This window comes from Staphylococcus caprae (assembly GCF_002902725.1).
GTDB classification, from domain to species: Bacteria; Bacillota; Bacilli; order Staphylococcales; family Staphylococcaceae; genus Staphylococcus; species Staphylococcus caprae.
The window spans coordinates 1-23,265 of sequence record NZ_PPRT01000029.1 but is presented as its reverse complement, the minus strand read 5'-3'; the positions used below and the strand labels follow the sequence as shown (position 1 = coordinate 23,265).

Annotated in this window: 24 protein-coding genes; 17 read left to right on the top strand and 7 right to left on the bottom strand. The window is 32.9% G+C overall.

The features are described from left to right. Nucleotides 1–138: 138 nt before the first annotated feature. Nucleotides 139–1,233, bottom strand: coding sequence for a YtxH domain-containing protein (locus CD155_RS06405; protein ID WP_256605052.1), 1,095 nt, complete (start codon nt 1,231–1,233; stop codon nt 139–141). Between the two features lie 132 nt (nt 1,234–1,365). Between CD155_RS06405 and CD155_RS06400 the strand changes: the two genes are divergently transcribed. Beyond that, a complete protein-coding gene (locus tag CD155_RS06400; protein WP_103212838.1) occupies nt 1,366–2,097 on the top strand; it encodes a metallophosphoesterase family protein in 732 nt (243 codons plus the stop codon). Nucleotides 2,098–2,204: 107 nt separating this feature from the next. Here CD155_RS06400 and czrB read toward each other — a convergent pair whose 3' ends face one another. After that, a complete protein-coding gene (gene czrB / locus CD155_RS06395; protein WP_002445624.1) occupies nt 2,205–3,185 on the bottom strand; it encodes a CDF family zinc efflux transporter CzrB in 981 nt (326 codons plus the stop codon). Next, nucleotides 3,186–3,512: an ArsR/SmtB family transcription factor gene (locus CD155_RS06390; protein WP_037541876.1), complete on the bottom strand. Its 327-nt coding sequence runs from the start codon at nt 3,510–3,512 to the stop codon at nt 3,186–3,188. Nucleotides 3,513–3,656: 144 nt separating this feature from the next. On the opposite strand from CD155_RS06390, the gene CD155_RS06385 reads away from it, so the two are divergent. From CD155_RS06385 to CD155_RS06360, 6 genes are all read left to right on the top strand, one after another. Continuing rightward, the gene (locus tag CD155_RS06385; RefSeq protein ID WP_103212837.1) at nt 3,657–4,310 is read left to right on the top strand and encodes an SDR family oxidoreductase; all 654 of its coding nucleotides are present in this window, start codon (nt 3,657–3,659) and stop codon (nt 4,308–4,310) included. A 474-nt stretch (nt 4,311–4,784) separates the two neighbouring features. Next, the gene (locus CD155_RS06380) at nt 4,785–5,723 is read left to right on the top strand and encodes a type I phosphomannose isomerase catalytic subunit (protein ID WP_070829991.1); all 939 of its coding nucleotides are present in this window, start codon (nt 4,785–4,787) and stop codon (nt 5,721–5,723) included. A 55-nt stretch (nt 5,724–5,778) separates the two neighbouring features. Next, on the top strand, nt 5,779–6,009 hold the full coding sequence (locus CD155_RS06375) for a hypothetical protein (protein ID WP_002445619.1): 231 nt from the start codon (nt 5,779–5,781) through the stop codon (nt 6,007–6,009). A gap of 194 nt (nt 6,010–6,203) precedes the next feature. Then, nucleotides 6,204–7,577 (top strand): EVE domain-containing protein, encoded by a 1,374-nt coding sequence (locus CD155_RS06370; protein ID WP_103212836.1) that lies wholly within the window; start codon nt 6,204–6,206, stop codon nt 7,575–7,577. 481 nt (nt 7,578–8,058) lie between these two features. Then, on the top strand, nt 8,059–8,469 hold the full coding sequence (locus tag CD155_RS06365; protein WP_002445617.1) for a thiol-disulfide oxidoreductase DCC family protein: 411 nt from the start codon (nt 8,059–8,061) through the stop codon (nt 8,467–8,469). A 247-nt stretch (nt 8,470–8,716) separates the two neighbouring features. Beyond that, nucleotides 8,717–9,163, top strand: a complete 447-nt coding sequence (locus CD155_RS06360) for a Dps family protein (RefSeq protein WP_002445616.1) — start codon at nt 8,717–8,719, stop codon at nt 9,161–9,163. Between the two features lie 101 nt (nt 9,164–9,264). Here the strand turns inward: CD155_RS06360 and deoD are convergent, their stop codons facing one another. Continuing rightward, entirely contained in the window at nt 9,265–9,975 is a 711-nt protein-coding gene (gene deoD / locus CD155_RS06355) for a purine-nucleoside phosphorylase (protein ID WP_002445614.1), read from the bottom strand. 213 nt (nt 9,976–10,188) lie between these two features. Here deoD and deoC point away from each other — a divergent pair, with 213 nt between their 5' ends. The 4 genes from deoC to CD155_RS06335 are packed head-to-tail and all read left to right on the top strand — an operon-like array spanning nt 10,189 to nt 13,729. Then, nucleotides 10,189–10,851 carry a deoxyribose-phosphate aldolase gene (gene deoC, locus CD155_RS06350; protein WP_037541869.1) on the top strand — a complete coding sequence of 221 codons (663 nt, stop codon included), beginning with the start codon at nt 10,189–10,191 and terminating at the stop codon, nt 10,849–10,851. A 26-nt stretch (nt 10,852–10,877) separates the two neighbouring features. Then, nucleotides 10,878–12,179, top strand: coding sequence for a pyrimidine-nucleoside phosphorylase (locus CD155_RS06345; RefSeq protein WP_037541868.1), 1,302 nt, complete (start codon nt 10,878–10,880; stop codon nt 12,177–12,179). Between the two features lie 12 nt (nt 12,180–12,191). Further along, on the top strand, nt 12,192–13,382 hold the full coding sequence (gene deoB / locus CD155_RS06340; RefSeq protein WP_103212835.1) for a phosphopentomutase: 1,191 nt from the start codon (nt 12,192–12,194) through the stop codon (nt 13,380–13,382). Beyond that, on the top strand, nt 13,379–13,729 hold the full coding sequence (locus CD155_RS06335; protein ID WP_002445608.1) for a DoxX family protein: 351 nt from the start codon (nt 13,379–13,381) through the stop codon (nt 13,727–13,729). Before deoB ends, CD155_RS06335 begins: the two co-directional genes overlap by 4 nt. A 219-nt stretch (nt 13,730–13,948) precedes the next feature. Here CD155_RS06335 and CD155_RS06330 read toward each other — a convergent pair whose 3' ends face one another. After that, the gene (locus CD155_RS06330; RefSeq protein ID WP_037541867.1) at nt 13,949–14,419 is read right to left on the bottom strand and encodes an S-ribosylhomocysteine lyase; all 471 of its coding nucleotides are present in this window, start codon (nt 14,417–14,419) and stop codon (nt 13,949–13,951) included. 350 nt (nt 14,420–14,769) lie between these two features. Between CD155_RS06330 and CD155_RS06325 the strand changes: the two genes are divergently transcribed. The 3 genes from CD155_RS06325 (at nt 14,770) to CD155_RS06315 (ending at nt 17,982) form a co-directional block, all read left to right on the top strand. Next, nucleotides 14,770–15,954 carry a M20 family metallopeptidase gene (locus tag CD155_RS06325; protein WP_103212834.1) on the top strand — a complete coding sequence of 395 codons (1,185 nt, stop codon included), beginning with the start codon at nt 14,770–14,772 and terminating at the stop codon, nt 15,952–15,954. Further along, nucleotides 15,954–17,144 carry an L-aspartate--L-methionine ligase LdmS gene (gene ldmS, locus CD155_RS06320; protein ID WP_103212843.1) on the top strand — a complete coding sequence of 397 codons (1,191 nt, stop codon included), beginning with the start codon at nt 15,954–15,956 and terminating at the stop codon, nt 17,142–17,144. Before CD155_RS06325 ends, ldmS begins: the two co-directional genes overlap by 1 nt. Nucleotides 17,145–17,316: 172 nt before the next feature. After that, nucleotides 17,317–17,982, top strand: coding sequence for a DUF2750 domain-containing protein (locus CD155_RS06315; RefSeq protein ID WP_002445604.1), 666 nt, complete (start codon nt 17,317–17,319; stop codon nt 17,980–17,982). Nucleotides 17,983–18,072: 90 nt separating this feature from the next. Here the strand turns inward: CD155_RS06315 and coaW are convergent, their stop codons facing one another. After that, nucleotides 18,073–18,870, bottom strand: coding sequence for a type II pantothenate kinase (coaW, locus tag CD155_RS06310; protein WP_037541865.1), 798 nt, complete (start codon nt 18,868–18,870; stop codon nt 18,073–18,075). Between the two features lie 261 nt (nt 18,871–19,131). On the opposite strand from coaW, the gene CD155_RS06305 reads away from it, so the two are divergent. From CD155_RS06305 to pyrG, 3 genes are all read left to right on the top strand, one after another. Then, a complete protein-coding gene (locus CD155_RS06305) occupies nt 19,132–19,992 on the top strand; it encodes a GNAT family N-acetyltransferase (protein WP_103212833.1) in 861 nt (286 codons plus the stop codon). Nucleotides 19,993–20,103: 111 nt separating this feature from the next. Then, nucleotides 20,104–20,640: a DNA-directed RNA polymerase subunit delta gene (gene rpoE, locus CD155_RS06300; protein ID WP_037541864.1), complete on the top strand. Its 537-nt coding sequence runs from the start codon at nt 20,104–20,106 to the stop codon at nt 20,638–20,640. 456 nt (nt 20,641–21,096) lie between these two features. Continuing rightward, nucleotides 21,097–22,704 carry a CTP synthase gene (gene pyrG / locus CD155_RS06295; protein WP_103212832.1) on the top strand — a complete coding sequence of 536 codons (1,608 nt, stop codon included), beginning with the start codon at nt 21,097–21,099 and terminating at the stop codon, nt 22,702–22,704. 155 nt (nt 22,705–22,859) lie between these two features. Here the strand turns inward: pyrG and CD155_RS06290 are convergent. Next, a partial coding sequence (locus CD155_RS06290; protein WP_180991832.1) for a DUF1433 domain-containing protein occupies nt 22,860–23,265 on the bottom strand: 406 nt, incomplete at its 5' end.

Sequence of the window (23,265 nt, the reverse complement as noted above, 5' to 3'; positions counted from 1 at the left end):
CGTTACTTGCGAGCTTTTTCATATTGATTTAATTATTTATTATCGAAAGTATCTTTTGCTTTATCACTGATGTTATCTTTAACGTCATTCGCTTTATGAGATGCATTATCTTTTAAATCATGACCTTGATCAGAAATGCTATCTTTTTTTATCGTTGATTTGACTTTCAGCTTTATCTTTGAAGTTATCATCAGTTGATTGATGATTATTAACTTTATCTTGTGCTTTTTCTTTCGCATCAGATGTTTGATGATTAACATCATCTTTAGTATTCGCTAAAGTATTTTTATTTTTCTTCTTATCTTTACGTGCTTTTTTATCAGGTTTATCAATCTTTTCACCACGAGTGATGAAGTAGTATACAATACCCATGATGATAACGATGTAAATAAAGATTCTGATAAGGATGATAAGAATGAATACGATATATGCTAAAACTTGGGCAACAGATTGTGACATATTACCTGTTAATAAACTAAATATAGTAATAAGTGGTTGACCTGCAAGAAGCACAATTAGATTTAGTAATAATACACCAATAAAGAATTTAAACCATGTTTTATGACCATTTTTAATGCCTTTAAATCCTTCTTTGACATTGCTGAATGGACGACGCGTTGGATCTTCAGCAAATGCAACTGTGTAATTAATCATGAAAATAAGGAAGAACCAGTAAAATATTGATGTAATGAATCCCATTACTAAAATAAATACAATTTGAGAAATAAGTAAAATAGTCATTCCATTATCTGCAGTAGCTACGGATTGTTGAATCATTCCAAATAATGGTATTAATGTGAAATTGTATAATAAATTTAATAAGTATGCGATTGCTAATAAAATAAGGATTGTAATCACTGAGATCAATGCAAGTAATAAAGATTTTAAATAATACCTTTTATTAGTGAATGCAAAGAATAAATCGCTAAATTTTACTTTTTCATTTTTCATAGCTTTTTGGATAACATTCAATGCACCAGCGATTAATTGATATCCAATAAAGATGAATAGTATAGCTAAAATCAGATAAATAAGTAATAGTGGTAATAACAATGAAGTGGTCGGTTGACCAAATTGTTGTAGCATTTGCATTTGTTGATTAATTTTAGTAGTCAATACAGATGCATATCTAGCAACAAAGAAACAAACTGCAAAACTTAATAAAGCAAATAATAAAGCTTTGAGTATTTGCGGTTTAGCATTTTTAAATGCTGATTTATAATATCTAAACAAATTATAAGCACTCCTTTACCGTAATATAAATACAATATCAAAAATCCTAATTTTTTTAAATTAATATCTAACATAATTAGGTATTGAGTGTTAAAATATGCTAATGAATTTATATTGAAAGGAGATATCATCATGAAATTTGCAGTTATTACTGATATCCATGGTAATTATGATGCATTAGAAAAGGTATTGGATGATATTGATAGTAGGGAAGATATCGATAAAATTTACAATCTTGGCGACAATATAGGTATTGGACATGAGACAAATAAAGTTTTAGATACTGTTTTTGATCGTGATGATATGGAAATGATTGCAGGAAACCACGATGAGGCAATTATGACACTTGTGAATGGTACAGAATATCCAGAAGACCTTAAAGGTAAATTTTATGAACATCACCAATGGATAGAAAGCCATCTCGACGAATCTTATTATGAGGAACTTAATCATTTACCACGTTATATAGAAACAACAATTAAAGGTAAAAAGGTTTTATTTATTCATTATGAAATTCCTAACGATAAATTAGACGTGGGTATTGAGGGACAACCGTTTGCTCCGATAGCAGGAGATGATGAACAAGAAATCGCTAAACTTTTTGAAGATAAAGAAGCTGATTTAATCTTATTTGGACACAATCATAGATTACACATGTTTGATGATAAATCTACCATTTATTTTAATCCTGGTGCAGTAGGTTTAAACAATGGAGCACACACAGTTTATGGTATTGTCACTATAAATGAACAAGGAATCTCAATCGAACGCGTTAAATTAGCGTATGACGATGAAGAATTTATAGAAGGCTTCGCTGAGAAGCAAGTTCCTGCTCGTGATTTTATATTTGAAAATTTTATGTAAATAATACACATTACGAATAACAAAAGGGCCTGTCTAGAGTGAATTTAAGGTTAATTCATTTTAGGCAGGCCCTTTTTAATGTATACAATTTTAAACTCGAACCATTTTTAATGACTATGGGCGTGTTGATGTGTATGAGAATGTTCATGAACGCCAGAGCATAATGTTGATTCGTCATGTTTATGTTTTGGTGTTTCTAATTGTATCGTCATATGTTGAACATTTTGATGTAATAAATCATGTTCGATTGTTTCCAAGAGTGATTCACATTCTTCAACTGTTAAGTGCTCAGGTACAACTGCATGACAACTTAATGCATTCATGTCGTTAGAAATTGTCCACACATGATAATCATGAACATTTTGGATACGCTTATCTTTAGTAATCGTTCTTATAACGGCCTCTAAATCAACATCGCTTGGTGTCCCTTCCATTAAAATATTGAGCGAAGATTTTGCTATGCCATAAGCACTTTTCAAGATAATAAGTGACACTAAAATACTAGCGATAGGATCGGCAACTGTGAAGTTGAATCCCCAAATTAATAATGCTGCTACGATGGCGCCAATAGATCCGAATAAATCGCCTAAAACATGTAAGAAAGCGCCACGCATATTTAGATTATGGGAAGTGTCGCCGCCTCTAAACATGAGTACTGCAACGATGACATTCACGATGAGACCCACCATACTAATGATAAACATTTCTTGTGATTGTACCTCTGGTGGTGCAAAGAATCTACGTATCGCTTCAATAATAATCATGATGCTAATGATAAATAGCGTTACACCATTGAATAGAGCAGCTAATACTTCAAAACGTTTATATCCATATGTTTTAGTTTGTGTGGCATTCTTTTCAGCATAAATAAAGGCTACAAGTGCGACACCGAGTGAAATCGTATCACTTAACATGTGAAATCCATCTGAGAGTAATGCCAAACTATTAGCGACAAACCCACCGATAATTTCAACTATCATAAATAAACCGATAATAATAAATGAAATAAGAAGTACCTTTTTATTATTTGTGTGTACGTGACCGTGTGCATGATTGTGACCGTGATGTTGATGATTATGAGTTGTCATTTAATTTCCACCTTCATTAGGGTGACTTGCATGATGAATGGCTTGTTTAAGTAAAGTAGAGACATGCATGTCATCTAAAGCGTAAATCATAGATTGACCTTGGCGTTTAGATTTTACTAGATGAATACTTTTTAATAACTTAAGCTGATGAGATACGTTGGATTGAGACATGTTCAAAGTGTGAGAAATATGTCCAACACTCGCTTCACCATATTCAAGTAATTCCATAATTCGCAACCGATTTAAATCGCTCAGAGCTTTAAATATTTCTGTGACTCTCGTTAAAGTCTCAATATGAGAATCTACGTCATGTTCAAATTCATTCATCATGCTACACCTCTTTATATGAATATTTGTTCATATATTAATATAATCCACTGGCCACCTTATGTCAATGTGAATTGAATGAGGTTTATCTATGGAAAATAGTGGTAAATATCTTATACGATTTTTATAAGGAGGACGTTGATAATGAGTATTTTATTAATAGGTGCAAACGGTGGCGTAGGTTCAAAATTAGTGCAACAACTCAAAAATGATCATGTAGAATTTACTGCAGGTGTACGTAAAGAAGAACAAGTAAAAGATTTAGAAAATGAAGGCGTAAAAGCCACACTCGTTGATGTAGAGAAAGATAATATTGATGACTTAACTCAAACATTTAAAGAGTTCGATAAAGTGATATTTTCAGTAGGCTCTGGTGGTAGTACAGGTGCGGATAAAACAATTATCGTTGATTTAGATGGCGCAGTTAAAACAATGGAAGCAAGTAAAAAAGCAGGTATCAAACACTATGTGATGGTTTCAACATACGATTCTAGAAGAGAAGCATTTGATCCAAGCGGAGACTTAAAACCATATACGATTGCTAAACATTATTCAGACGATTATTTAAGAAATTCTGGTTTAAATTTTACAATTGTTCACCCTGGATTACTCACAGATGAAGCGGGTTCAGGAAAAATTGAAGCAGAACTATACTTTGATGATAAAGGTTCAATCCCACGAGAAGATGTTGCCTCAGTACTTAAAGAAGTTGTAACGTCTGATAAATATGCTAATCAAGAGTTTCAAATTGTAAGTGGTGAAAAAGATATTAAAGACGCACTTCAAAAATACGAATAAAATTTGTAAATGTAGTGAATTAATCTTTCTTCAAAGAAGTCGAGTTGTTCAAAAATAACTCGGCTTCTTGCTTTATTTTACATAGATAAAGAGTAAAAGTGATGCTATTCAATTTTTAGTGCCATTGATATAATAATGAGTAACTTCATTTCAACTTTATAGAATATTGTTGAATTTAAATTTAATTAATGACGATTTGTTCTATTTGATTTTAAATAATTATCTTTATTTAAAAAATTCGATACTTCGCTAGAATTTGAAATATGGTACAATCATTAATAGTGATAATGAGGAAGAAATAAAAGTACATAGATACAGGGGTCTATACATATTCAATCATTTAAATCTTTATTTTTTAAATGATTCATATTACGAAGTAAAAGATATTAAAGTATCTGATGGGATGTAAGGATACTAGAGTTAACTTGAAAAACGATAGATTAAGTTAACATGTGAGATAATGGAGGTGTAATTATGCCGTTATTTTTAAAGCCAATTTTTCATGAAAAAGTTTGGGGAGGTAGCAAACTTGAACAATTTGGATACAACCTTCCCAATGCCCATATAGGTGAGTGTTGGGGAATTTCAGCACATCCAAATGGTAAAAGCGAGATTATCAACGGACCATATGCTGGGCAAACGTTAGATCAAGTTTGGAATGATCATAGAGAACTATTTGGCGAATTTCCAAGTAAAGACTTTCCTTTAATGGCCAAAATTGTAGATGCTGAAGCACCTCTATCAATACATGTCCATCCTGATGATTCATATGCATATGAAAATGAAGAAGGACAATACGGTAAGTCTGAATGTTGGTATATTATTGATGCAGAGGAAAATTCCGAAATTACAATTGGAACTCATGCTACATCGCGTGAAGCGTTTGAAAAGCAATTAAATGAAGGCACATTTGAAGAAAACTTGAGAAAAATTAAAGTTAACCCAGGTGACTTTTACTTTATTCCAGCAGGTACAATTCATTCTATTGGAGCTGGAATTATGGCATACGAAACGATGCAATCATCAGATATTTCTTATAGAGTCTATGATTATGATCGAAAAGTAGAAAATGGGGAGCCAAGATCTTTAAATATAGCTAAAGCGTTAGATGTGATGGACTATTCTAGTGAGTTACCAACCATTGTTCCTCAAAACGAAGTGATAGAAAGCCATAATTGTACTCATATTGTATCGAATGATTTCTTCACCATAGTAAAATGGGAAATTTCTGGCACTTTAAATTATATGAAGCCACGTGAATTCTGTCTGATTTCTGTACTAGAAGGCGACGGCAAAATTATCATTGATGGTGAAATTTTTGAAATCCATAAAGGAACTAATTTTGTCTTGACTTCAGAAGATTTAGATAGTGTCTTTGAAGGTGATTTCACATTAATTATCAGCTATATATAACATTTGGTTAGAAGATATATTGCGGTAGAGATTAATGATATAAGGAGCGTTAACGTTGAAACAATTTTTATATATTTCTCTCGTTTGTGGAATTATTGCGGGAGCAGGGATATTCTTACATATGCCACATTATCCATCGCTGATCATACCTAGATGTGTGGCCATATTAGGTATAATAAGTGCTTTAATTACTATTAAAGATAAAGAAATTAATATCATGCTTAAATTAGGAGGAGTAATGATTAATTTACTTCCTCTTTTAGGTAGCCTTATCACTCCTCGTTAAATAATGATTTATAGGTGCAAGTGTCTTCAATAGATACTTGCACTTTTTTACTGAAAATAATTAAAAAAATCAAATAGTTAGTGAATAATGAATATGTATGATAAAAATTATGATAAAATGAATTTAAAATTTGTGAGGAATAGCTCGAATTACGCAAATATATTTATATTATAGGAGAGGTAAGGAGTATCATAATGACTGAGGAAATCAATTATTTTTGGCTAAACTGTGGTTATAATAGATGGAATCACAATGAACCTCTAGTAGGACAAACTACTTTATTTGAATCAGGAGCCCATTTCAATCCTTCTCAAGGCTTTCGTGCCTTTAAAAAAGCTAAGGCTGGAGACAAAGTCATCTTTTATCAAGTGCAAACAGACTCTGGCTTATTAGGAATAGGCGAAATTATTAGTGTTCAATCGGGAGCTCAAAATAAAATTAGAGTGGAATTTAAGTTCACCGAAGAATTAAAATCATTAACTACGGATTATTTAAAACGTAGTGAAGCTTTAGATTTTCGTATGAATAATATGAAAGAAACATTATTCAATCAGATTAAGGCATCAGAATTTGATTTAATTGTAAGTTTAGGTAAAGGTGAAACTAAAATTCCTAGGTACTTTTTATTATCAGAAACTGAGGATTTCGAACCTGGCAAAAATTATACAATTTATACACATACTTACAATGGAATTAAAAGAAATGGCTATCATTTCTACACACAACTAGAAGTTGGAGATAACGTCATTATTTATAATAAGAAGAAAGAACAATCAGTTGTAGGCTTAGGAGAAGTATCACGTCATATACATGAAAAGCCACCAATTCCAGGTAGAACCAATAGTACAGCTATAGAAATATTATATAACGAAGATATTACACCTATTTCACTTGGACACTTAAATAAGCATCCTAAGTTAAAAAACTTATATTTCTTACAGGAAAATGCCAAACAAGCTATTGCAAGTATGTCGCAAGCACAATATGATGCAATATTAGACATGAGTGCGAATAATGGAATTAAAAATCCATTTGAAACCGTTCAAAAATCTGAGATAACTGAGCATCAGAATGATGACGCACTTAAGCCTTTTATTTTATTAGTTGTTGAGAAAAAAGAAGAAGGTTTAAAAGCAGCGAACGACTTATTACAAAAGACGAATGCGAATCCAGTAATTACAAGTGGTCATCCTGATTTTACAGAGGATATGCTATATGGTAAATATTTACCAAACGAGACGGGTGCCTTGTATTATCGAGAAGGATTTATTACTCAACTTATGCCAAATAAAGATAAAAATTATCTTGTGATTGATAATTTCAATCGTATAGATCCTGATATTTTCCAAACATATATTAATGTACTTGAAGGTTATGAAGTCACTTTACCAAGATATAATAAGGATGGAAGTATGATTAAGTGGTCTAAGAATAAAGATTCGTTCTATCATTTTAATCCCAATTGGCACATTATAGGTGTGACTTACGAGTCTATTGATGAGATTAAGGAAAAATATTCACAACAATTCCTTAAATACACACGTATCGTCCGCGTAAAAAATGATTAGGGAGCGGGACAGAATATAATTTAGTGAAATTATTTTCGTTGTCCCTCACCCAACTTTCATTGTTTGTAGAATTTCTTAAAAAGAAATTCTCTGTGTTGGGGCCCCGCCGGCAAGGATGGCTAGGATTGAGAGAAGCTTAATATAAGCGCACTTTCAATTCAGACATCTACTGCTAATACGTTGAATTAAACTGTAATATTAAATTTTGTGCCACTCTCTCATGTAATAGACAAAGTCTATTGTAAACCTAGAAAACAAGAATTTTAATTCGTATATAGCAGTACTGGTTTCTTTGAAAGCTAGTACTTCATATTTAAACCTAGAACTTCAAATCAATATCTATATTTACTCCCTTTAAAATTGTCATTAACAGTGATGATAATTTTAAAGGGAGTTTTTCTATTGAGACAAGGGTGTTTAATTTTATTTTAAAAAAGGAAATATATTTATATATAGATGACAATAAGGAGGGTATTTAATTATGCCTATTATTTATTATGACGGTAATTGTGTATATTGTTATAATTACGCAATTTGGTTAATTCAAAACGGTCTTTCTCATAGATATGAATTTGCAACAATAAAAGGCAAATATGGAGAACACTTTTTCAAACAATACCCTGAAGCTGAAAATAGAAATAGTGTGATATTGCAAGAGGGCAATCATTTAGAGTACAAATCAAATGCAATTGCAACGCTCATCACTTCATTGCCTAATAACCATAAATGGCTCGGTATAGGTTTAAGAGTAGTGCCTAAACCATTACGTGATCTAGGTTATAACTTATTTGCGAATAATAGAGATAAAATGTGGAAAACACATTGGCATAAGCCAACAGAATATGAAAAATCTTTCTTTTTAGATGATAATGCAAAAATTAAGTTAACTTAATTGATAATAATAAGGTCTAATTGATAATATAGTATTATAAGGGAAAAAGCTGAGCTGTGATGTACAAGCTTTAGAATAAGGGCGTTTTAAAGAAAGAATAGTATTTCATTCCGTAGACTTCTGTCACAATCTAGATATTTATTTATAATTACTACAAATAAAAGTGTGATTTTGCTTTACAGATTATAATTATTATAATATAATAGTCGTTGTAATTAAGAAGGAAACAGTTAAGGAGTGTATTTAGATGAGTAATCAACAAGATGTAGTAAAAGAATTAAATCAACAAGTAGCAAACTGGACAGTAGCATATACGAAATTACACAATTTCCATTGGTACGTTAAAGGACCTAATTTCTTCTCATTACACACTAAATTTGAAGAACTTTATGATGAAGCAAGTCAATATGTAGATGATTTAGCAGAAAGAATTTTAGCAATTGGTGGTAATCCAATTGGAACGCTAACAGAAAGCTTAGATAAATCAATTGTAAAAGAAGCTGGAAAAAATTATGCAGCTGAACAAATGGTAGAAGAACTTTCTAAAGATTTCACTAATATTTCTAAACAATTAGAAAATGCAATTGAAGTCGCAGGTAATGCAGGTGACGATGTATCAGAAGATATGTTTATTGGCATGCAAACTTCAGTAGATAAACACAACTGGATGTTACAATCATATTTAGGTAAATAATTGAATAGTTAAAGCAAACACTTTGTTAAGTGTAAGTGATATAAATAAAGAGGGAACAAGTCTTCAAGTAGGCTTGCTCCCTCTTCTTATTTTGTATCTGATTATTCTGCGATTTCTAGAGCGATTTCCATCATTTGTGTAAATGAATTTTGTCTTTCTTCAGCACTTGTTGCTTCATCACGTAAAATGTGGTCACTTACTGTGAAAACGCCAAGCGCCTTTTTACCAGAGTGAATCGCGTTTAAGTATAAGCCTGCGGATTCCATTTCGATACCTAAGATACCCATTTTTTTCCATGCGTCATTAAATGTTGTATCAGCGTTGTAGAAAGTATCAGAAGATAACACGTTTCCTACATGAGAGATCGCACCAATTTCATCTGCTGCTTTTTTCGCCTTAGTGACTAAATCAAAGTCGGCAATAGGTGCAAAGTGTCCAGGAATATTAAATTGATCTACGTAATTTGAGTTTGTAGAAGCGGCTTGAGCAATGATGACATCATATAAGTTGACGTCCTCCTGAAGCGCACCACATGAGCCAACTCGAATAATTGTATCTACATCAAAGAAATTGTATAACTCATATGAATAAATTCCGATACTAGGAATACCCATTCCTGACCCCATTACAGAAACTTCTTTCCCTTTATATGTACCTGTATAACCGAACATATTTCGAACTTCATTGAATTGTTCCACATTCTCTAAAAAATGATCTGCAATATATTTAGCACGCAAGGGATCTCCTGGCATTAATACTGTTTTAGCAATTTTCACACCATTTGGTTGAATATGTGGTGTACCGTTTGTCATTTGTCATCTTCTCCTTATTTTAAAACGATTAATATGGTTAAAAACCTCTCTATTACAATAATAAGATAACATTTGTTTATCTTTTTTGCGAATTTTTGTACTATATAATTGTAGGCAAATATTATGTGATTATTAACTAAGTATTAATGTTATATTTAATATTTATAACTGAGGAATATATTGCATTTTATTTTGGAAAATGGAGGAATGGAAATGAATAAAGCAAAATATATAGACCACACATTATTAAAGCCAGATTCAACACGTGAGCAAATTGATACGATCATTGAAGAGGCCAAAACATATCAATTTAAGTCTGTATGTATAAACCCGAGCCATGTGGCATATGCTGCTCAAAAATTAAAAGAAACGGATGTACTTGTATGTACAGTCATCGGTTTCCCGTTAGGTGCTACTACGACAAATGCGAAAATTTTTGAAACAGAAGAAGCAATCAAGAATGGCGCTTCAGAAATTGATATGGTGATTAATATCGGCGCATTAAAAGATAAACGCTACGATGATGTACAAAAAGATATAGAAGGCGTTGTAGGCGCAGCTAATGGTAAAACAGTCAAAGTCATTATTGAAACTGTGTTATTAACAGATGAAGAAAAGGTTAAAGCTTGTGAATTAGCTGAAAAAGCTGGTGCTGATTTTGTTAAGACGTCTACAGGATTTGCAGGTGGGGGTGCCACACCTGAAGATGTTAAATTAATGAAGGATACAGTAGGTGATCGTTTAGAAGTTAAAGCCTCTGGAGGCGTTAGAAATCTTGAAGACTTTAACAAAATGATTGAAGCTGGAGCGACTAGAATTGGGGCGAGTGCAGGAGTACAAATCATTAAAGGACTTGAATCCGACTCAGATTATTAAACAATTCATTTAAGGGAATGATTTTTATGAGAATGGTCGATATTATCGAAAAGAAACGTGACGGACATACTTTAAGTAAAGAAGAAATTGAATTCTTTATTAAGGGTTATACAAAAGGTGACATACCAGATTATCAAGCTTCAAGTTTAGCTATGGCTATCTTCTTCCAAGATATGAACGAAGAAGAACGAGCGGCAATGACAATGGCGATGGTCAATTCAGGTGATCGAATCGATTTATCGCAAATTCATGGTACTAAAGTAGATAAACATTCTACGGGTGGTGTAGGAGATACAACAACGCTTGTACTTGCGCCTTTAGTTGCATCAGTAGGTGTACCTGTGGCCAAAATGAGTGGTCGTGGATTAGGTCATACAGGCGGAACAATTGATAAGTTAGAGTCAGTAAAAGGTTTTAATGTTGAAATCAGTGAAGAAGATTTTATTAAATTGGTCAATGACAATCAAGTAGCTGTCATAGGGCAATCTGGTAATTTAACACCTGCTGACAAAAAACTTTATGCATTACGTGATGTAACAGGGACAGTTAATTCAATACCACTCATTGCTTCATCTATTATGAGTAAGAAAATAGCCGCTGGGGCAGACGCTATTGTTTTAGATGTGAAGACAGGTAGCGGTGCTTTTATGAAAACATTAGAAGATGCAGAAGCATTAGCGCATGCAATGGTAAGTATAGGTAATAATGTAGGTAGAAATACTATGGCAATTATTTCAGATATGAGTCAACCATTGGGACGTGCAATTGGAAATGCATTAGAGTTGCAAGAAGCAATTGATACATTAAAAGGTCAAGGGCCTGATGATTTAACAGAACTCGTATTAACGTTAGGTTCTCAAATGGTTGTTTTAGCAGGTAAAGCAAGTACGCTAGATGAGGCGAGACAGCTTCTTGAAAGTGCAATCCACACAGGACAAGCATTAGAAAAGTTTAAAACATTTATTAGTAATCAAGGCGGCGATGCGTCTATCGTCGATCACCCTGAACAATTGCCACGTGCGCGCTATCAAATTCATTTTCAAGCACAGAAAGATGGCATGATTACTGAAATGATTGCGAATGAAATTGGCGTAGCTTCAATGATGCTTGGAGCAGGTCGTCAAACCAAAGAAGATGTCATCGACCTTGGCGTAGGTATTGTTCTGAATAAAAAGGTCGGCGATCGTGTTACTAAAGGTGATAGTATTCTTACTATTCATAGTAATAAAGAAAATGTTGACGAAATATTAGACAAATTACAAGAGAGTATTACAATTGAGGAAAAAGGTGAAGTTCCAACCTTAATTCATAAAATAATAACTGAGTAGGAGATGTAAAGAATGACTACAGCGTTTAATCGAATTCATCTTATCGTCATGGATTCAGTGGGTATTGGTGAAGGTCCAGATGCAGTTGCCTTCAATGATGAAGGTTCACATACGTTAAAGCATACACTAGAAGGATTTAACCAAGATCTTCCTAATCTTCAAAAATTAGGTTTAGGGAATATCGATACTTTACCAGTAATTTCAAAGGTTGATAAACCTGGCGCATTTTATACTAAATTGAGCGAAGCTTCAGTTGGTAAAGATACGATGACTGGACATTGGGAAATTATGGGTCTAAATATTATGCAACCATTTAAAGTTTATCCTGATGGCTTTCCAGATGAATTAGTTAAAGAAATTGAAGCAATGACGGGACGTAAAGTTGTAGCAAACCGTCCAGCTTCAGGCACACAAATTATTGATGAGTGGGGCAAGCATCAAATGGAGACAGGGGATTTAATCGTCTATACAAGTGCAGACCCTGTGTTACAGATAGCTGCCCATGAAGATATCATCCCATTAGAAGAATTGTATGATATTTGCGAAAAGGTCCGCGAGTTAACGAAAGACCCTAAATATTTAATTGGTCGTATTATCGCAAGACCATATGTGGGTGAACCAGGGAATTTCACTCGTACATCTAATCGCCATGATTATGCGTTAAAACCTTTTGGAAAAACAGTCATGAATTCATTGAAAGATAATCATTACGATGTCATTGCTATTGGTAAAATTAATGACATTTACGATGGTGAAGGCGTGACAGAGGCGATTCGTACTAAAAATAATATGGATGGCATGGATCAACTTATCGAAGTAGTTAAAAAGGACTTTACTGGTATCAGTTTCTTGAATTTAGTCGATTTCGATGCGCTATATGGTCATCGTCGTGATAAAGAAGGGTACGCACAAGCGATCAAAGATTTTGATAATCGTTTACCTGAATTAATTGATCATTTACAAGAGGATGATTTAGTGATTATTACAGCGGACCACGGAAATGATCCAATCGCTGATGGCACAGACCATACACGTGAATATATTCCAGTATTAATGTTTAGTCCAAAAATTAATGAATATCACGAACTATCACAAGACACGACATTCAGTTCAATTGGTGCTACAATTGCAGATAACTTCAACGTAGAACTACCAGAATACGGTAAAAGCTATTTAAAAGAAATGGGAGTTGAACATGAATGAAATTGTTAAGATTTCTATTAGGCTTAGGATTTGGAACAGCAGGCGTTCTTCACTTTACAAATGAACGTCAATTTAGAAATATTGTTCCAGATTACTTACCATTACAAAAGACAGCTGTACTTGTGACAGGTGTTTTCGAAATCTTCTTTGGTGTGATGTTAGTGCTTAAAAGACCAGCAAACTGGTTGAAAAAAGGTATTAATTTATTCTTATTAGCAGTATTTCCAGCAAATATTTACATGGCACGAAAAGAATTGCCATTAGGTGACAAAGAGGTCCCTAAATGGGCACTTTATTTAAGATTGCCATTACAATTTGTATTGATGGGTATTGTTAAAAAATTATAATTAAGCCATTCGGTAAACATACTAAGATGAGCTATGTGGAGATCTATGACGATAGATCTCTTCATAGCTATTTTTTATTTATTAAGGGAAGTTTGATTTAAGCGTACTATAAATCCAGTCATCTTCTGCCAATATGTTTGATATTTACAAATAAAAAGCCTCTAGATTAACCTTGTAATAAAAGTTAGTCTAGAGGTTTATTTAAGTTGATTGAATTAATTATTTTCCTTCGCCGTAAATATCATTCCATTGTTCACGTTTGTCTAAAAAGGCTTGAGCGATTTCTTTTGCACCTTCTAATGAATGACTTGCAGCCCAACCGCATTGTACCTCATTACATGCTGGAACTTCAGTCGCATTTAAGACATCGTTTAAAGTTTTTTCAACAATATTTAAAACATCTTCATAATCATCATGATTAATAAATGATACATAGAAGCCTGTTTGACATCCCATAGGACTTAAATCTACTACTTTGTCTGTATGATTTCTAATATTTTCAGCCATTAAATGTTCTAATGAATGTAAACCAGGCATTTCCATATGTTCTTTGTTAGGTTGTTTGAAACGAATATCATATTTATGAATGACATCCCCGTTTAAACCTTCCATCGTACCAGCCAAACGAATGAATGGGGCAACGACTTTAGTATGATCCAAATTAAAACTTTCAACGTTCATTTTAGGCATTACATAATCCTCCTTATTGCGAATACGCAACATATTGTTCAATTCAATAGTTAGATTGTAACAATCCTTTTCATGATTTACAATTTTGAAAAATATCGAGACAAAGTTGGAAATTGAATTGTAAGAAAATTGTGTAAATATAATTAAAAGTAATGACAACGCTAATTTAATCCGATAGAATAAGTAATAATTAAATTGAAGTCACAATGGCAAAGCTATAAATCTTCACAATAAGGTTTATCTAATATGTATATCGTTTAATTATATAAGAAATCTATCAATGCTTTTCATCTTAATCAATGTGAAGCAAAAATGATGAGATGGCAATGTTTCAAAGGGAGTTAGATACAATGAGTGCTAAACAAGAGATTTTAGATTTTATTGAAAATAAAAAATATGATTATGTCGAAATCAGTCATCGTATTCATGAACGCCCTGAATTAGGAAATGAAGAAATTTTTGCTTCAAGAACATTAATCGACATTTTAAGAGCTTATGAGTTTGAAATTGAAACAGATATCGCTGGTCATGCGACAGGTTTTATCGCTTCTTATGATTCCAATAAGCCGGGGCCTACAATCGGCTTTTTAGCAGAATATGATGCTTTACCGGGTCTCGGGCATGCATGTGGTCATAATATTATAGGTACTGCAAGTGTGTTAGGCGGCACAGCTTTAAAACAAGTCATCGATGATAAAGGTGGCAAAGTTGTGGTGTTAGGTTGTCCAGCTGAAGAGGGTGGCGAGAACGGTTCGGCGAAAGCCTCTTATGTGAAAGCAGGTATCATTGATGATATAGATGTTGCGCTTATGGTGCATCCTGGTAATGAAACATATCGTACAATCGATACGCTTGCAGTAGATGTATTGGATATTAAATTTTATGGACGCAGTGCCCATGCTTCTGAAAATGCAGAGGAAGCACTGAATGCTTTAGATGCTATGATTTCCTATTTTAATGGTGTGGCTCAACTCAGACAACATATTAAAAAGAGCCAACGCGTGCATGGTGTTATTTTAGATGGTGGTAAAGCTGCAAATATTATTCCTGACTTTACACATGCTCGTTTTTACACGAGAGCTACGACGCGTAAAGAATTAGATATTTTAACTGAAAAGGTTAATCAGATTGCACGAGGTGCAGCAATTCAAACGGGTTGCGATTATGAATTTGGCCCAATTCAAAATGGGGTGAATGAGTTTATTAAGTCACCAAAGCTCGATGATTTATTTGAAAAATATGCAATTGAAATGGGCGAAGATGTCATCGATGACGATTTTGGTTATGGTTCGACAGATACGGGTAATGTAAGTCACATCGTGCCTACGATTCATCCACACATTAAAATAGGTTCTGGAAATTTAGTAGGGCATACGCATCGCTTTAGAGAAGCGGCAGCAAGTGTACATGGGGATCAGGCATTGATAAGAGGGGCTAAAATCTTAGCTTTAATGGGCTTAGAATTAATTGAAAATGAGCAGTTGTTCAATGAAATAGTTGAAGAACATACTCATAAAAAGGGGCATGTTAAATGATGAATGAAAAAGTGAAAGGACCTATGTTAACACTGAGTGATCTATACAATGACGATGTAGTATATACATCCAGGCCTTCATATAATTCCAATCCGTGGTTAAAACCTGATGAACATCAATCAAACTTTTTAACGGGAAGAGAATTGCTTATCGCAAATCAATTCCCAGTTATTGTGCATGAGGCAAGTGTAACTGAGAAATTAGAACAATTATTTAAATTGGTTGGGAAACAAATACCTGAACTTATATATAAATTTAAGAATAAAGAAACGTATGAAGCATTAATTAAACAACTCGCACATGAAAAAGGGAAAAAGATTTATTTTCAATATATTCATGATGAAGATATCTTAGAGAAAGAGTTTTACGCATTAGACAAGGATATCTTTGTAGCTCTAAATAATAAATCTCGAATTCCTGAATGGACTAATTATAAATATGTACCTAAAAGAGATATTGTACCTATAGAAGAATTTGAAACGCGTATCCAATCATGGTCATATCCATTTGTAATTAAACCCGGTGATGATTTACCTACAGCCGGTGGGTATGGCGTGATGATTTGTTATAACGATGAAGATTTAGAAAAGGCGAAAACACGTATTAAAGAAGCTACTGAAGCCACAGAACAATTAATTATTGAACAGAAAATTGAAGCAGTAAATAACTATTGCGTTCAATATGCTTACTCGGATGAACTAGGATTACAATATTTAGGAACAGCACAACAACTGACTAATGATTATGGCTTTTATAACGGCAACGAAAATGTGACTGATGTTCCACAACATGTGATTGACGCTGGCAGAGAAATCATGGAAATAGGCGTGAGTAAAGGCTTCTTTGGTGTTGCTGGTTTTGATTTACTTGTAGATAAAAATGACGATGTTTTTGCGATTGATTTGAATTTTAGGCAAAATGGTTCGACAAGTATGCTATTACTCGCTAATGACTTAACTGATGGATATCACAAATTTTATAGTTATTTTTCAAAAGGAGATAACACACATTTCTTTAACACGATTCTTAAATACGTAGAAAAAGGTGTATTATATCCTTTATCTTATTATGATGGCGATTGGTATGGTAAAGATGAAGTGAATTCTCGTTTCGGATGTATATGGCATGGCGCGAATAGGTCAGATATTATAAAGCATGAAAAAGCGTTTATCAAAGAACTAGGTTTATAGAAAATAGTATGACGCTTGGTTTAAAATGATTACCTTTCAATTTATTATTTTCTTAATATTCAGATATTAAATTCTTGAAATGTTTATATTTTGCATAATTGACTAACAATTCTAAGTCATTTAAGATTTTGATTGTAAACGATACGAATAACTAATGAATTGAGGGTTAAGCATGTCATATAAACATGAAGCATTTTTCAAAGATATTTTAATCAACGAATATATTTATTTTGCTTCAAAAAATAAGAAATTAGTAAGATTAAATCAAAATAATCAATCCTATATTGCGATGTGGACGGACGAATCTGTAGCAGAGTCTTATTTATCTCAAAATTCTGTTGAGTTTGACAAGATTGTCCGTGCGGATATCGACCGTTTTGTCACATATGAAATGGATGATTTGTTTGATAACGGGGATGAAATTCTAGTAAATATTACTGAAGAAGAACAAGGTCATTTAGTGGATGTTGTCAAAATGACTGACGAGTTAATGTCAGAACTCGATGAAATTAGAATGAAAGAATTTGTAAAAGATGTAGCTAAATATGATGAAGTATATGGTTTAACTAATAAAGGCGAGAAAAACTTTATTATGATTAGTGATGATGACCATCATAAACCTCATATTATGCCGGTATGGAGCATTAAAAATCGTGCACGTAAAGTGCGAGACGAAGATTTTGAAGAATGCGAAATTATCGAAATTGAAGGTAAAGTATTTGGTGAATGGTTAGATAAGTTACGTGATGATGATAAAGCAGTAGCTGTAGATTTAAAACCTGGGGTTGTAGGTACTGTATTATCAGCACAGAAACTTTCTAATGAAATTACTTTTTAAAATATGATAAGTATAAAAAATAGGAGCAAGGTAGAAATCTAATTTTTAGTAAGATGATTTCTATACCTTGCTCTTTTTTATGAATATGAGTTAGAGGTAGATTGCACCTAATGCGCCTGAAAACGCGCCATGTTCAATATAATAAGGTTTAAATCCTCTTAAAACAGTGTAATCTTCAATGACTTCGCGTAATAAATGATTATTATTAAAAGATGAGCCGATGTAGACTACATTCTCAGTGTGATATTCACGAGCTAATGTAATAGCCATCGTTGTAATTACTTCACCGACGACACCAATAACAGAAGCAAGTTTATCCGCAGAAGAAAAATTCTCATCTAGATGATGTAGGACATTTCCAAAGTTAGCAGCAGTTAAATCACCAGAAATCGGTGGTTCAGTATCTTTATAAATATGTTTGACCTTCAAATCAATCGAATCTCGACAGCCACCTTGTGCTAAATTAGTTAATTCAGTGTAATCAGTTAAGTTTGATAACAGGTAACCTAGCCCTTGGATCATACCGCCTCCAGTTCCGACACCACCCACACGTTGTTGATCTTTACCATCAAAGTAATGCAGTGAAGTCCCTGTACCAACATTTGCAAATATATAATTTTCAAGATGATGTCCTTGTTCTTTCAAAAGAATACCTAGCCCTTTTGAGGAAGCGTCAAATTCCACAAAAGTTTGAGCTGGAATCGTAATATTTTCTGCAATAACACCAGCATTACCACCAGTTAAATGAAGTGAGTCGATTGTTTCATGATTTAACCAATCAATCACTTTCTCTATATTTGTAGTTAATTCTGTTCTGTATGAACGTTTATCATTTTGTTCTTGAACAATCTTTATTAAAGTGCCCCCGGCATCAATACCGACCTTCATATGATTATCACTCCACATCAAAAATACGTCACTCATAATAGTATATTAAAATTTTTGAAAAACAAGTGCAATTTAATTAAAAATCACTTTATGGTTGTTAATTTACTTTAATAGGGTATGGACATTGTAAGAATCTTTTTTGTAAAAGGGTAAAGTAAATCAATCCTTGTCAAATCAGTAAATTTCTACAATCTTAAATAGTAATCGATATTTAATTCATATATAATTAATAGTGTAACTAATGAATAGGGGATTAATCATATGTTTATCAAAAAAGAGTTTGAAGATATTACAGTTCAAGTCTTCGAGGAAAAGTATCGCGAAGCAGTTCAAGAGTTTGAGTTAAGTGAAAGACAACAAATTTATTCGTCACTACCGAAAGATGTTTTAGATGACGCATTAAATGATGACAATAGAGTAGCTAATATCGCTATGAATCAACATGGGGAAGTCGTAGGATTCTTTGTTTTACATCAATTTTATCAACATGAAGGTTATGATACACCAGAAAATGTCGTATATGTTCGTTCATTGTCAGTGAATGAGAAATTTCAAGGTCATGGTTATGGCACAAAAATGATGATGTTTTTACCACAGTATGTGCAAGAATTGTTCCCAGATTTTAATCATTTGTATCTTGTCGTAGATGCGGAAAATAAAGGAGCATGGAATGTTTATGAGCGTGCTGGTTTCATGCATACGGCAACCAAAGAGGAAGGACCAATCGGTAAAGAGCGTCTTTACTACTTAGATTTAGATTCTAAACATGTGTCTTCACTTCGATTAGTTGAAAGTGAAACATCGGAAGAGGCAAATATTCATGTAATTAACTTACTTAAAGATAAAGAAAAAGTTGGATTTATCGCTGTAGAGCAAATCGAAAATAGAATGAGAATTTCTGCAATTGAAGTCAATAAAGAACACAGAAATGAAGGTATTGCTGAAAGTGCACTTCGCCAACTGCCAACGTATATTCGTAAAAACTTTGATAGTATTAAAGTTTTGGCAATCACTTTATATGGTGAACATAATGAATTGAAACCTTTATGTGTAAATAGTAATTTTGTAGTCATTGAAGAAGCTGAAGATTATGTACTATTTGAAAAATACATAAACTATTAGTTGTGATTGCGAAATCACATGTTGTCATTTATAATTTATTTTTGTTAATATTAGTTAATGAAAATTTGACGTTAATAAGAGAAAAAATCCTTTGAAAGGAAGTATTTTTTAATGAAAATTCAAGATTACACGAAAGAAATGGTAGATGAGAAGTCATTTATCGATATGGCTTACACTTTATTAAATGATAAACAAACAACAATGAACTTATACGATATCATTGATGAATTTAAATCTTTAGGTGGATATGAATACGAAGACATTGAAACACGTGTTGTTCAATTCTACACTGACCTTAATACTGATGGACGTTTCTTAAACGTTGGAGAGAATCAATGGGGACTTCGTGACTGGTATTCAGTTGATGATATTGAAGAGAAAATCGCACCTACGATTCAAAAATTTGATATTCTTGATGACGATGATGAAGAAGATAAAAATCTTAAATTATTAGGTGAGGATGACATCGATGATGACGATGATATTCCTGCTGAAACTGACGATCAAGAAACATTAAATGATCCTGAAGATGAGGATGTAGAAGAAGAAATCAACGATTCTGACATCGTTATTGAAGAAGATGAAGACGATGACATGGCAGAAGAGGAAGAAGAAGAGTTCGAAGACGAAGAAGACTTCAACGACTAATTCACATTCTTTGATTTAATTATTAGTAAATGAGTTAGACATAAAGTGGAGTACGAACACATGTGATTTATGCATGTGTCATAAGAAAGCTGGTACAAAAAGATTTATTCTTAATTTAAATACGGAGTATTGATAATCTAGCTTAATTTTAAAAGGTATCTCTACAGTCTAGATTAAAAAATGGGACTTTTATTTTTAGTTAAAAGATGATAGAATTTTATTCGGGCTCCTTTAATTAGGACACGTGTATTAAGTAGATACGCTCCCCCTTACATTTGTTGTGAGAGGGAGCGTTTTTTTGTTTTTTCAAATAACTCAATATTAAAAGTGAACAGAATTGTAGAGTAACTTTGAAACATTTATATGTTTTACATAAAAGGATGTCATGTTACTCACAGTTTTAAATATTATTTCAACTACGAGGTAGCAACCCTAAATTTTACAGGAGGTCAGACAATGACAAAATTTATTTTTGTAACAGGCGGAGTAGTCTCATCATTAGGAAAAGGAATCACAGCCGCTTCTCTCGGTAGATTGCTCAAAGATAGAGGGCTTAAAGTTACAATTCAAAAATTTGATCCATATTTAAATGTGGACCCAGGTACAATGAGTCCATATCAACATGGTGAAGTATTTGTTACAGATGATGGAGCAGAAACAGACTTAGACTTGGGTCACTATGAGCGATTTATTGATATTAATTTAAATAAATATTCAAACGTAACTGCTGGGAAAGTATATTCTCATGTATTAAAGAAAGAGCGTAGAGGCGACTATTTAGGTGGAACAGTACAAGTTATTCCACATATAACAAATGAAATTAAAGAAAGATTATTATTAGCAGGAGAAAGCACAAATGCAGATGTCGTTATTACTGAAATTGGTGGTACGACAGGTGACATAGAATCACTACCTTTCTTAGAAGCAATCCGTCAAATTAGAAGTGATTTAGGCCGTGAAAATGTCATGTACGTGCATTGTACATTATTACCTTATATTAAAGCAGCTGGAGAAATGAAGACTAAGCCTACACAACACAGTGTTAAGGAATTACGTGGTTTAGGTATTCAACCAGATTTAATTGTAGTAAGAACAGAATATGAAATGACTCAAGACTTGAAAGATAAAATTGCATTATTCTGCGATATCAATAAAGAAAGTGTTATTGAATGTCGTGACGCAGATTCTCTTTATGAGATTCCGTTACAACTTAGCAAACAAGACATGGACGATATTGTTATTCAACGTCTTCAGTTAAATGCGAAGTATGAAACACAACTAGATGAATGGGAACATCTTTTAAATACAGTGAATAATCTTGATGGTAAAATTACAATCGGTTTAGTAGGTAAATACGTAAGTTTACAAGATGCATACTTGTCAGTAGTTGAATCACTTAAACATGCGGGTTATCCACTTAAGAAAGATGTAGTGGTAAAATGGATTGATTCTAGTGAAGTTACTGATGATAATGTTGAAAGTTACTTATCAGATGTTGATGGTATCTTAGTACCTGGTGGTTTCGGTTTCCGTGCTAGTGAAGGTAAAATTTCTGCAATTAAATATGCTCGTGAGAACAATGTTCCATTCTTTGGTATCTGTTTAGGTATGCAATTAGCAACGGTAGAGTATGCACGTAACGTATTAGGTTTAGAAGGCGCACATTCAGCCGAACTAGACCCAAGCACACCTTATCCAATTATCGATTTATTACCTGAACAGAAAGATATCGAAGATTTAGGTGGTACACTTCGTCTTGGTTTATATCCATGTCATATTAAAGAAGGCACACTTGCCGAATCAATTTACTCTGAAAATGGTATCGAAGAACGTCATCGTCATCGTTATGAATTTAACAATGAATTTAGAGAACAAATAGAAGAAAATGGTATGGTCTTCTCAGGTACAAGCCCAGATGGACGACTTGTAGAAATTGTTGAAATTCCTGAAAATGATTTCTTCATCGCATGTCAATTCCACCCAGAATTCTTATCAAGACCTAACCGTCCACAACCAATATTCAAATCATTTATTGAAGCTTCATTTAAATACCAACAACAATAAATATTTATAAAACATATAAAAACGGAGATCGCTATTCTGATGTCATAGCAATCTCCGTTTTCTTTGCTTTTAAAGGTCTATATCATATTCTTATTCTAAAATTACAGATTATGAATGATTATTTTCAATACAAAAATAATGTAGAGGGCGTAAGTTTAAAATTTAAATATAACTGGAGGTTTTGCCTCATAATCTGTTGATTTAAGTTTCGTTTTCCGGATGATTTCATTAGGAAAATCTGGATTTTCTGAGTCAGTTTTAAACATTTTATCAATTTTGTCAGAAATAGTAAGATCTTCTTCGAACTGAAAGTTTGTATCGCTAGTCATTGTAGCAGTGAAATTCAATCTTTTATTATGGTTGATGGTACCTTCAATGTTATAACTTCCCATTGGAGATTTATAAGTGTTTTTAATATCAATATTTTTGTAGCCTTTTAAATTATGTTTGAAAAATAATTCAATACGTGCTTTTTGAACTTTGATATAGTGCTCTCTCTTAATTTCATGAGATATGTAGAAAGATAATATTATTAATGCTAAAATTAATATTATTAAAATG

Bases quoted from the DNA above. Each gene is read 5' to 3' on its own strand.
- CD155_RS06400 (WP_103212838.1), top strand. From the start codon at position 1,366: ATGAAATTTGCAGTTATTACTGATATCCATGGTAATTATGATGCATTA.
- czrB (WP_002445624.1), bottom strand. From the start codon at position 3,185: ATGACAACTCATAATCATCAACATCACGGTCACAATCATGCACACGGT.
- CD155_RS06390 (WP_037541876.1), bottom strand. From the start codon at position 3,512: ATGAATGAATTTGAACATGACGTAGATTCTCATATTGAGACTTTAACG.
- CD155_RS06385 (WP_103212837.1), top strand. From the start codon at position 3,657: ATGAGTATTTTATTAATAGGTGCAAACGGTGGCGTAGGTTCAAAATTA.
- CD155_RS06380 (WP_070829991.1), top strand. From the start codon at position 4,785: ATGCCGTTATTTTTAAAGCCAATTTTTCATGAAAAAGTTTGGGGAGGT.
- CD155_RS06370 (WP_103212836.1), top strand. From the start codon at position 6,204: ATGACTGAGGAAATCAATTATTTTTGGCTAAACTGTGGTTATAATAGA.
- CD155_RS06365 (WP_002445617.1), top strand. From the start codon at position 8,059: ATGCCTATTATTTATTATGACGGTAATTGTGTATATTGTTATAATTAC.
- CD155_RS06360 (WP_002445616.1), top strand. From the start codon at position 8,717: ATGAGTAATCAACAAGATGTAGTAAAAGAATTAAATCAACAAGTAGCA.
- deoD (WP_002445614.1), bottom strand. From the start codon at position 9,975: ATGACAAACGGTACACCACATATTCAACCAAATGGTGTGAAAATTGCT.
- deoC (WP_037541869.1), top strand. From the start codon at position 10,189: ATGAATAAAGCAAAATATATAGACCACACATTATTAAAGCCAGATTCA.
- CD155_RS06345 (WP_037541868.1), top strand. From the start codon at position 10,878: ATGAGAATGGTCGATATTATCGAAAAGAAACGTGACGGACATACTTTA.
- deoB (WP_103212835.1), top strand. From the start codon at position 12,192: ATGACTACAGCGTTTAATCGAATTCATCTTATCGTCATGGATTCAGTG.
- CD155_RS06335 (WP_002445608.1), top strand. From the start codon at position 13,379: ATGAAATTGTTAAGATTTCTATTAGGCTTAGGATTTGGAACAGCAGGC.
- CD155_RS06330 (WP_037541867.1), bottom strand. From the start codon at position 14,419: ATGCCTAAAATGAACGTTGAAAGTTTTAATTTGGATCATACTAAAGTC.
- CD155_RS06325 (WP_103212834.1), top strand. From the start codon at position 14,770: ATGAGTGCTAAACAAGAGATTTTAGATTTTATTGAAAATAAAAAATAT.
- ldmS (WP_103212843.1), top strand. From the start codon at position 15,954: ATGAATGAAAAAGTGAAAGGACCTATGTTAACACTGAGTGATCTATAC.
- CD155_RS06315 (WP_002445604.1), top strand. From the start codon at position 17,317: ATGTCATATAAACATGAAGCATTTTTCAAAGATATTTTAATCAACGAA.
- coaW (WP_037541865.1), bottom strand. From the start codon at position 18,870: ATGAAGGTCGGTATTGATGCCGGGGGCACTTTAATAAAGATTGTTCAA.
- CD155_RS06305 (WP_103212833.1), top strand. From the start codon at position 19,132: ATGTTTATCAAAAAAGAGTTTGAAGATATTACAGTTCAAGTCTTCGAG.
- rpoE (WP_037541864.1), top strand. From the start codon at position 20,104: ATGAAAATTCAAGATTACACGAAAGAAATGGTAGATGAGAAGTCATTT.
- pyrG (WP_103212832.1), top strand. From the start codon at position 21,097: ATGACAAAATTTATTTTTGTAACAGGCGGAGTAGTCTCATCATTAGGA.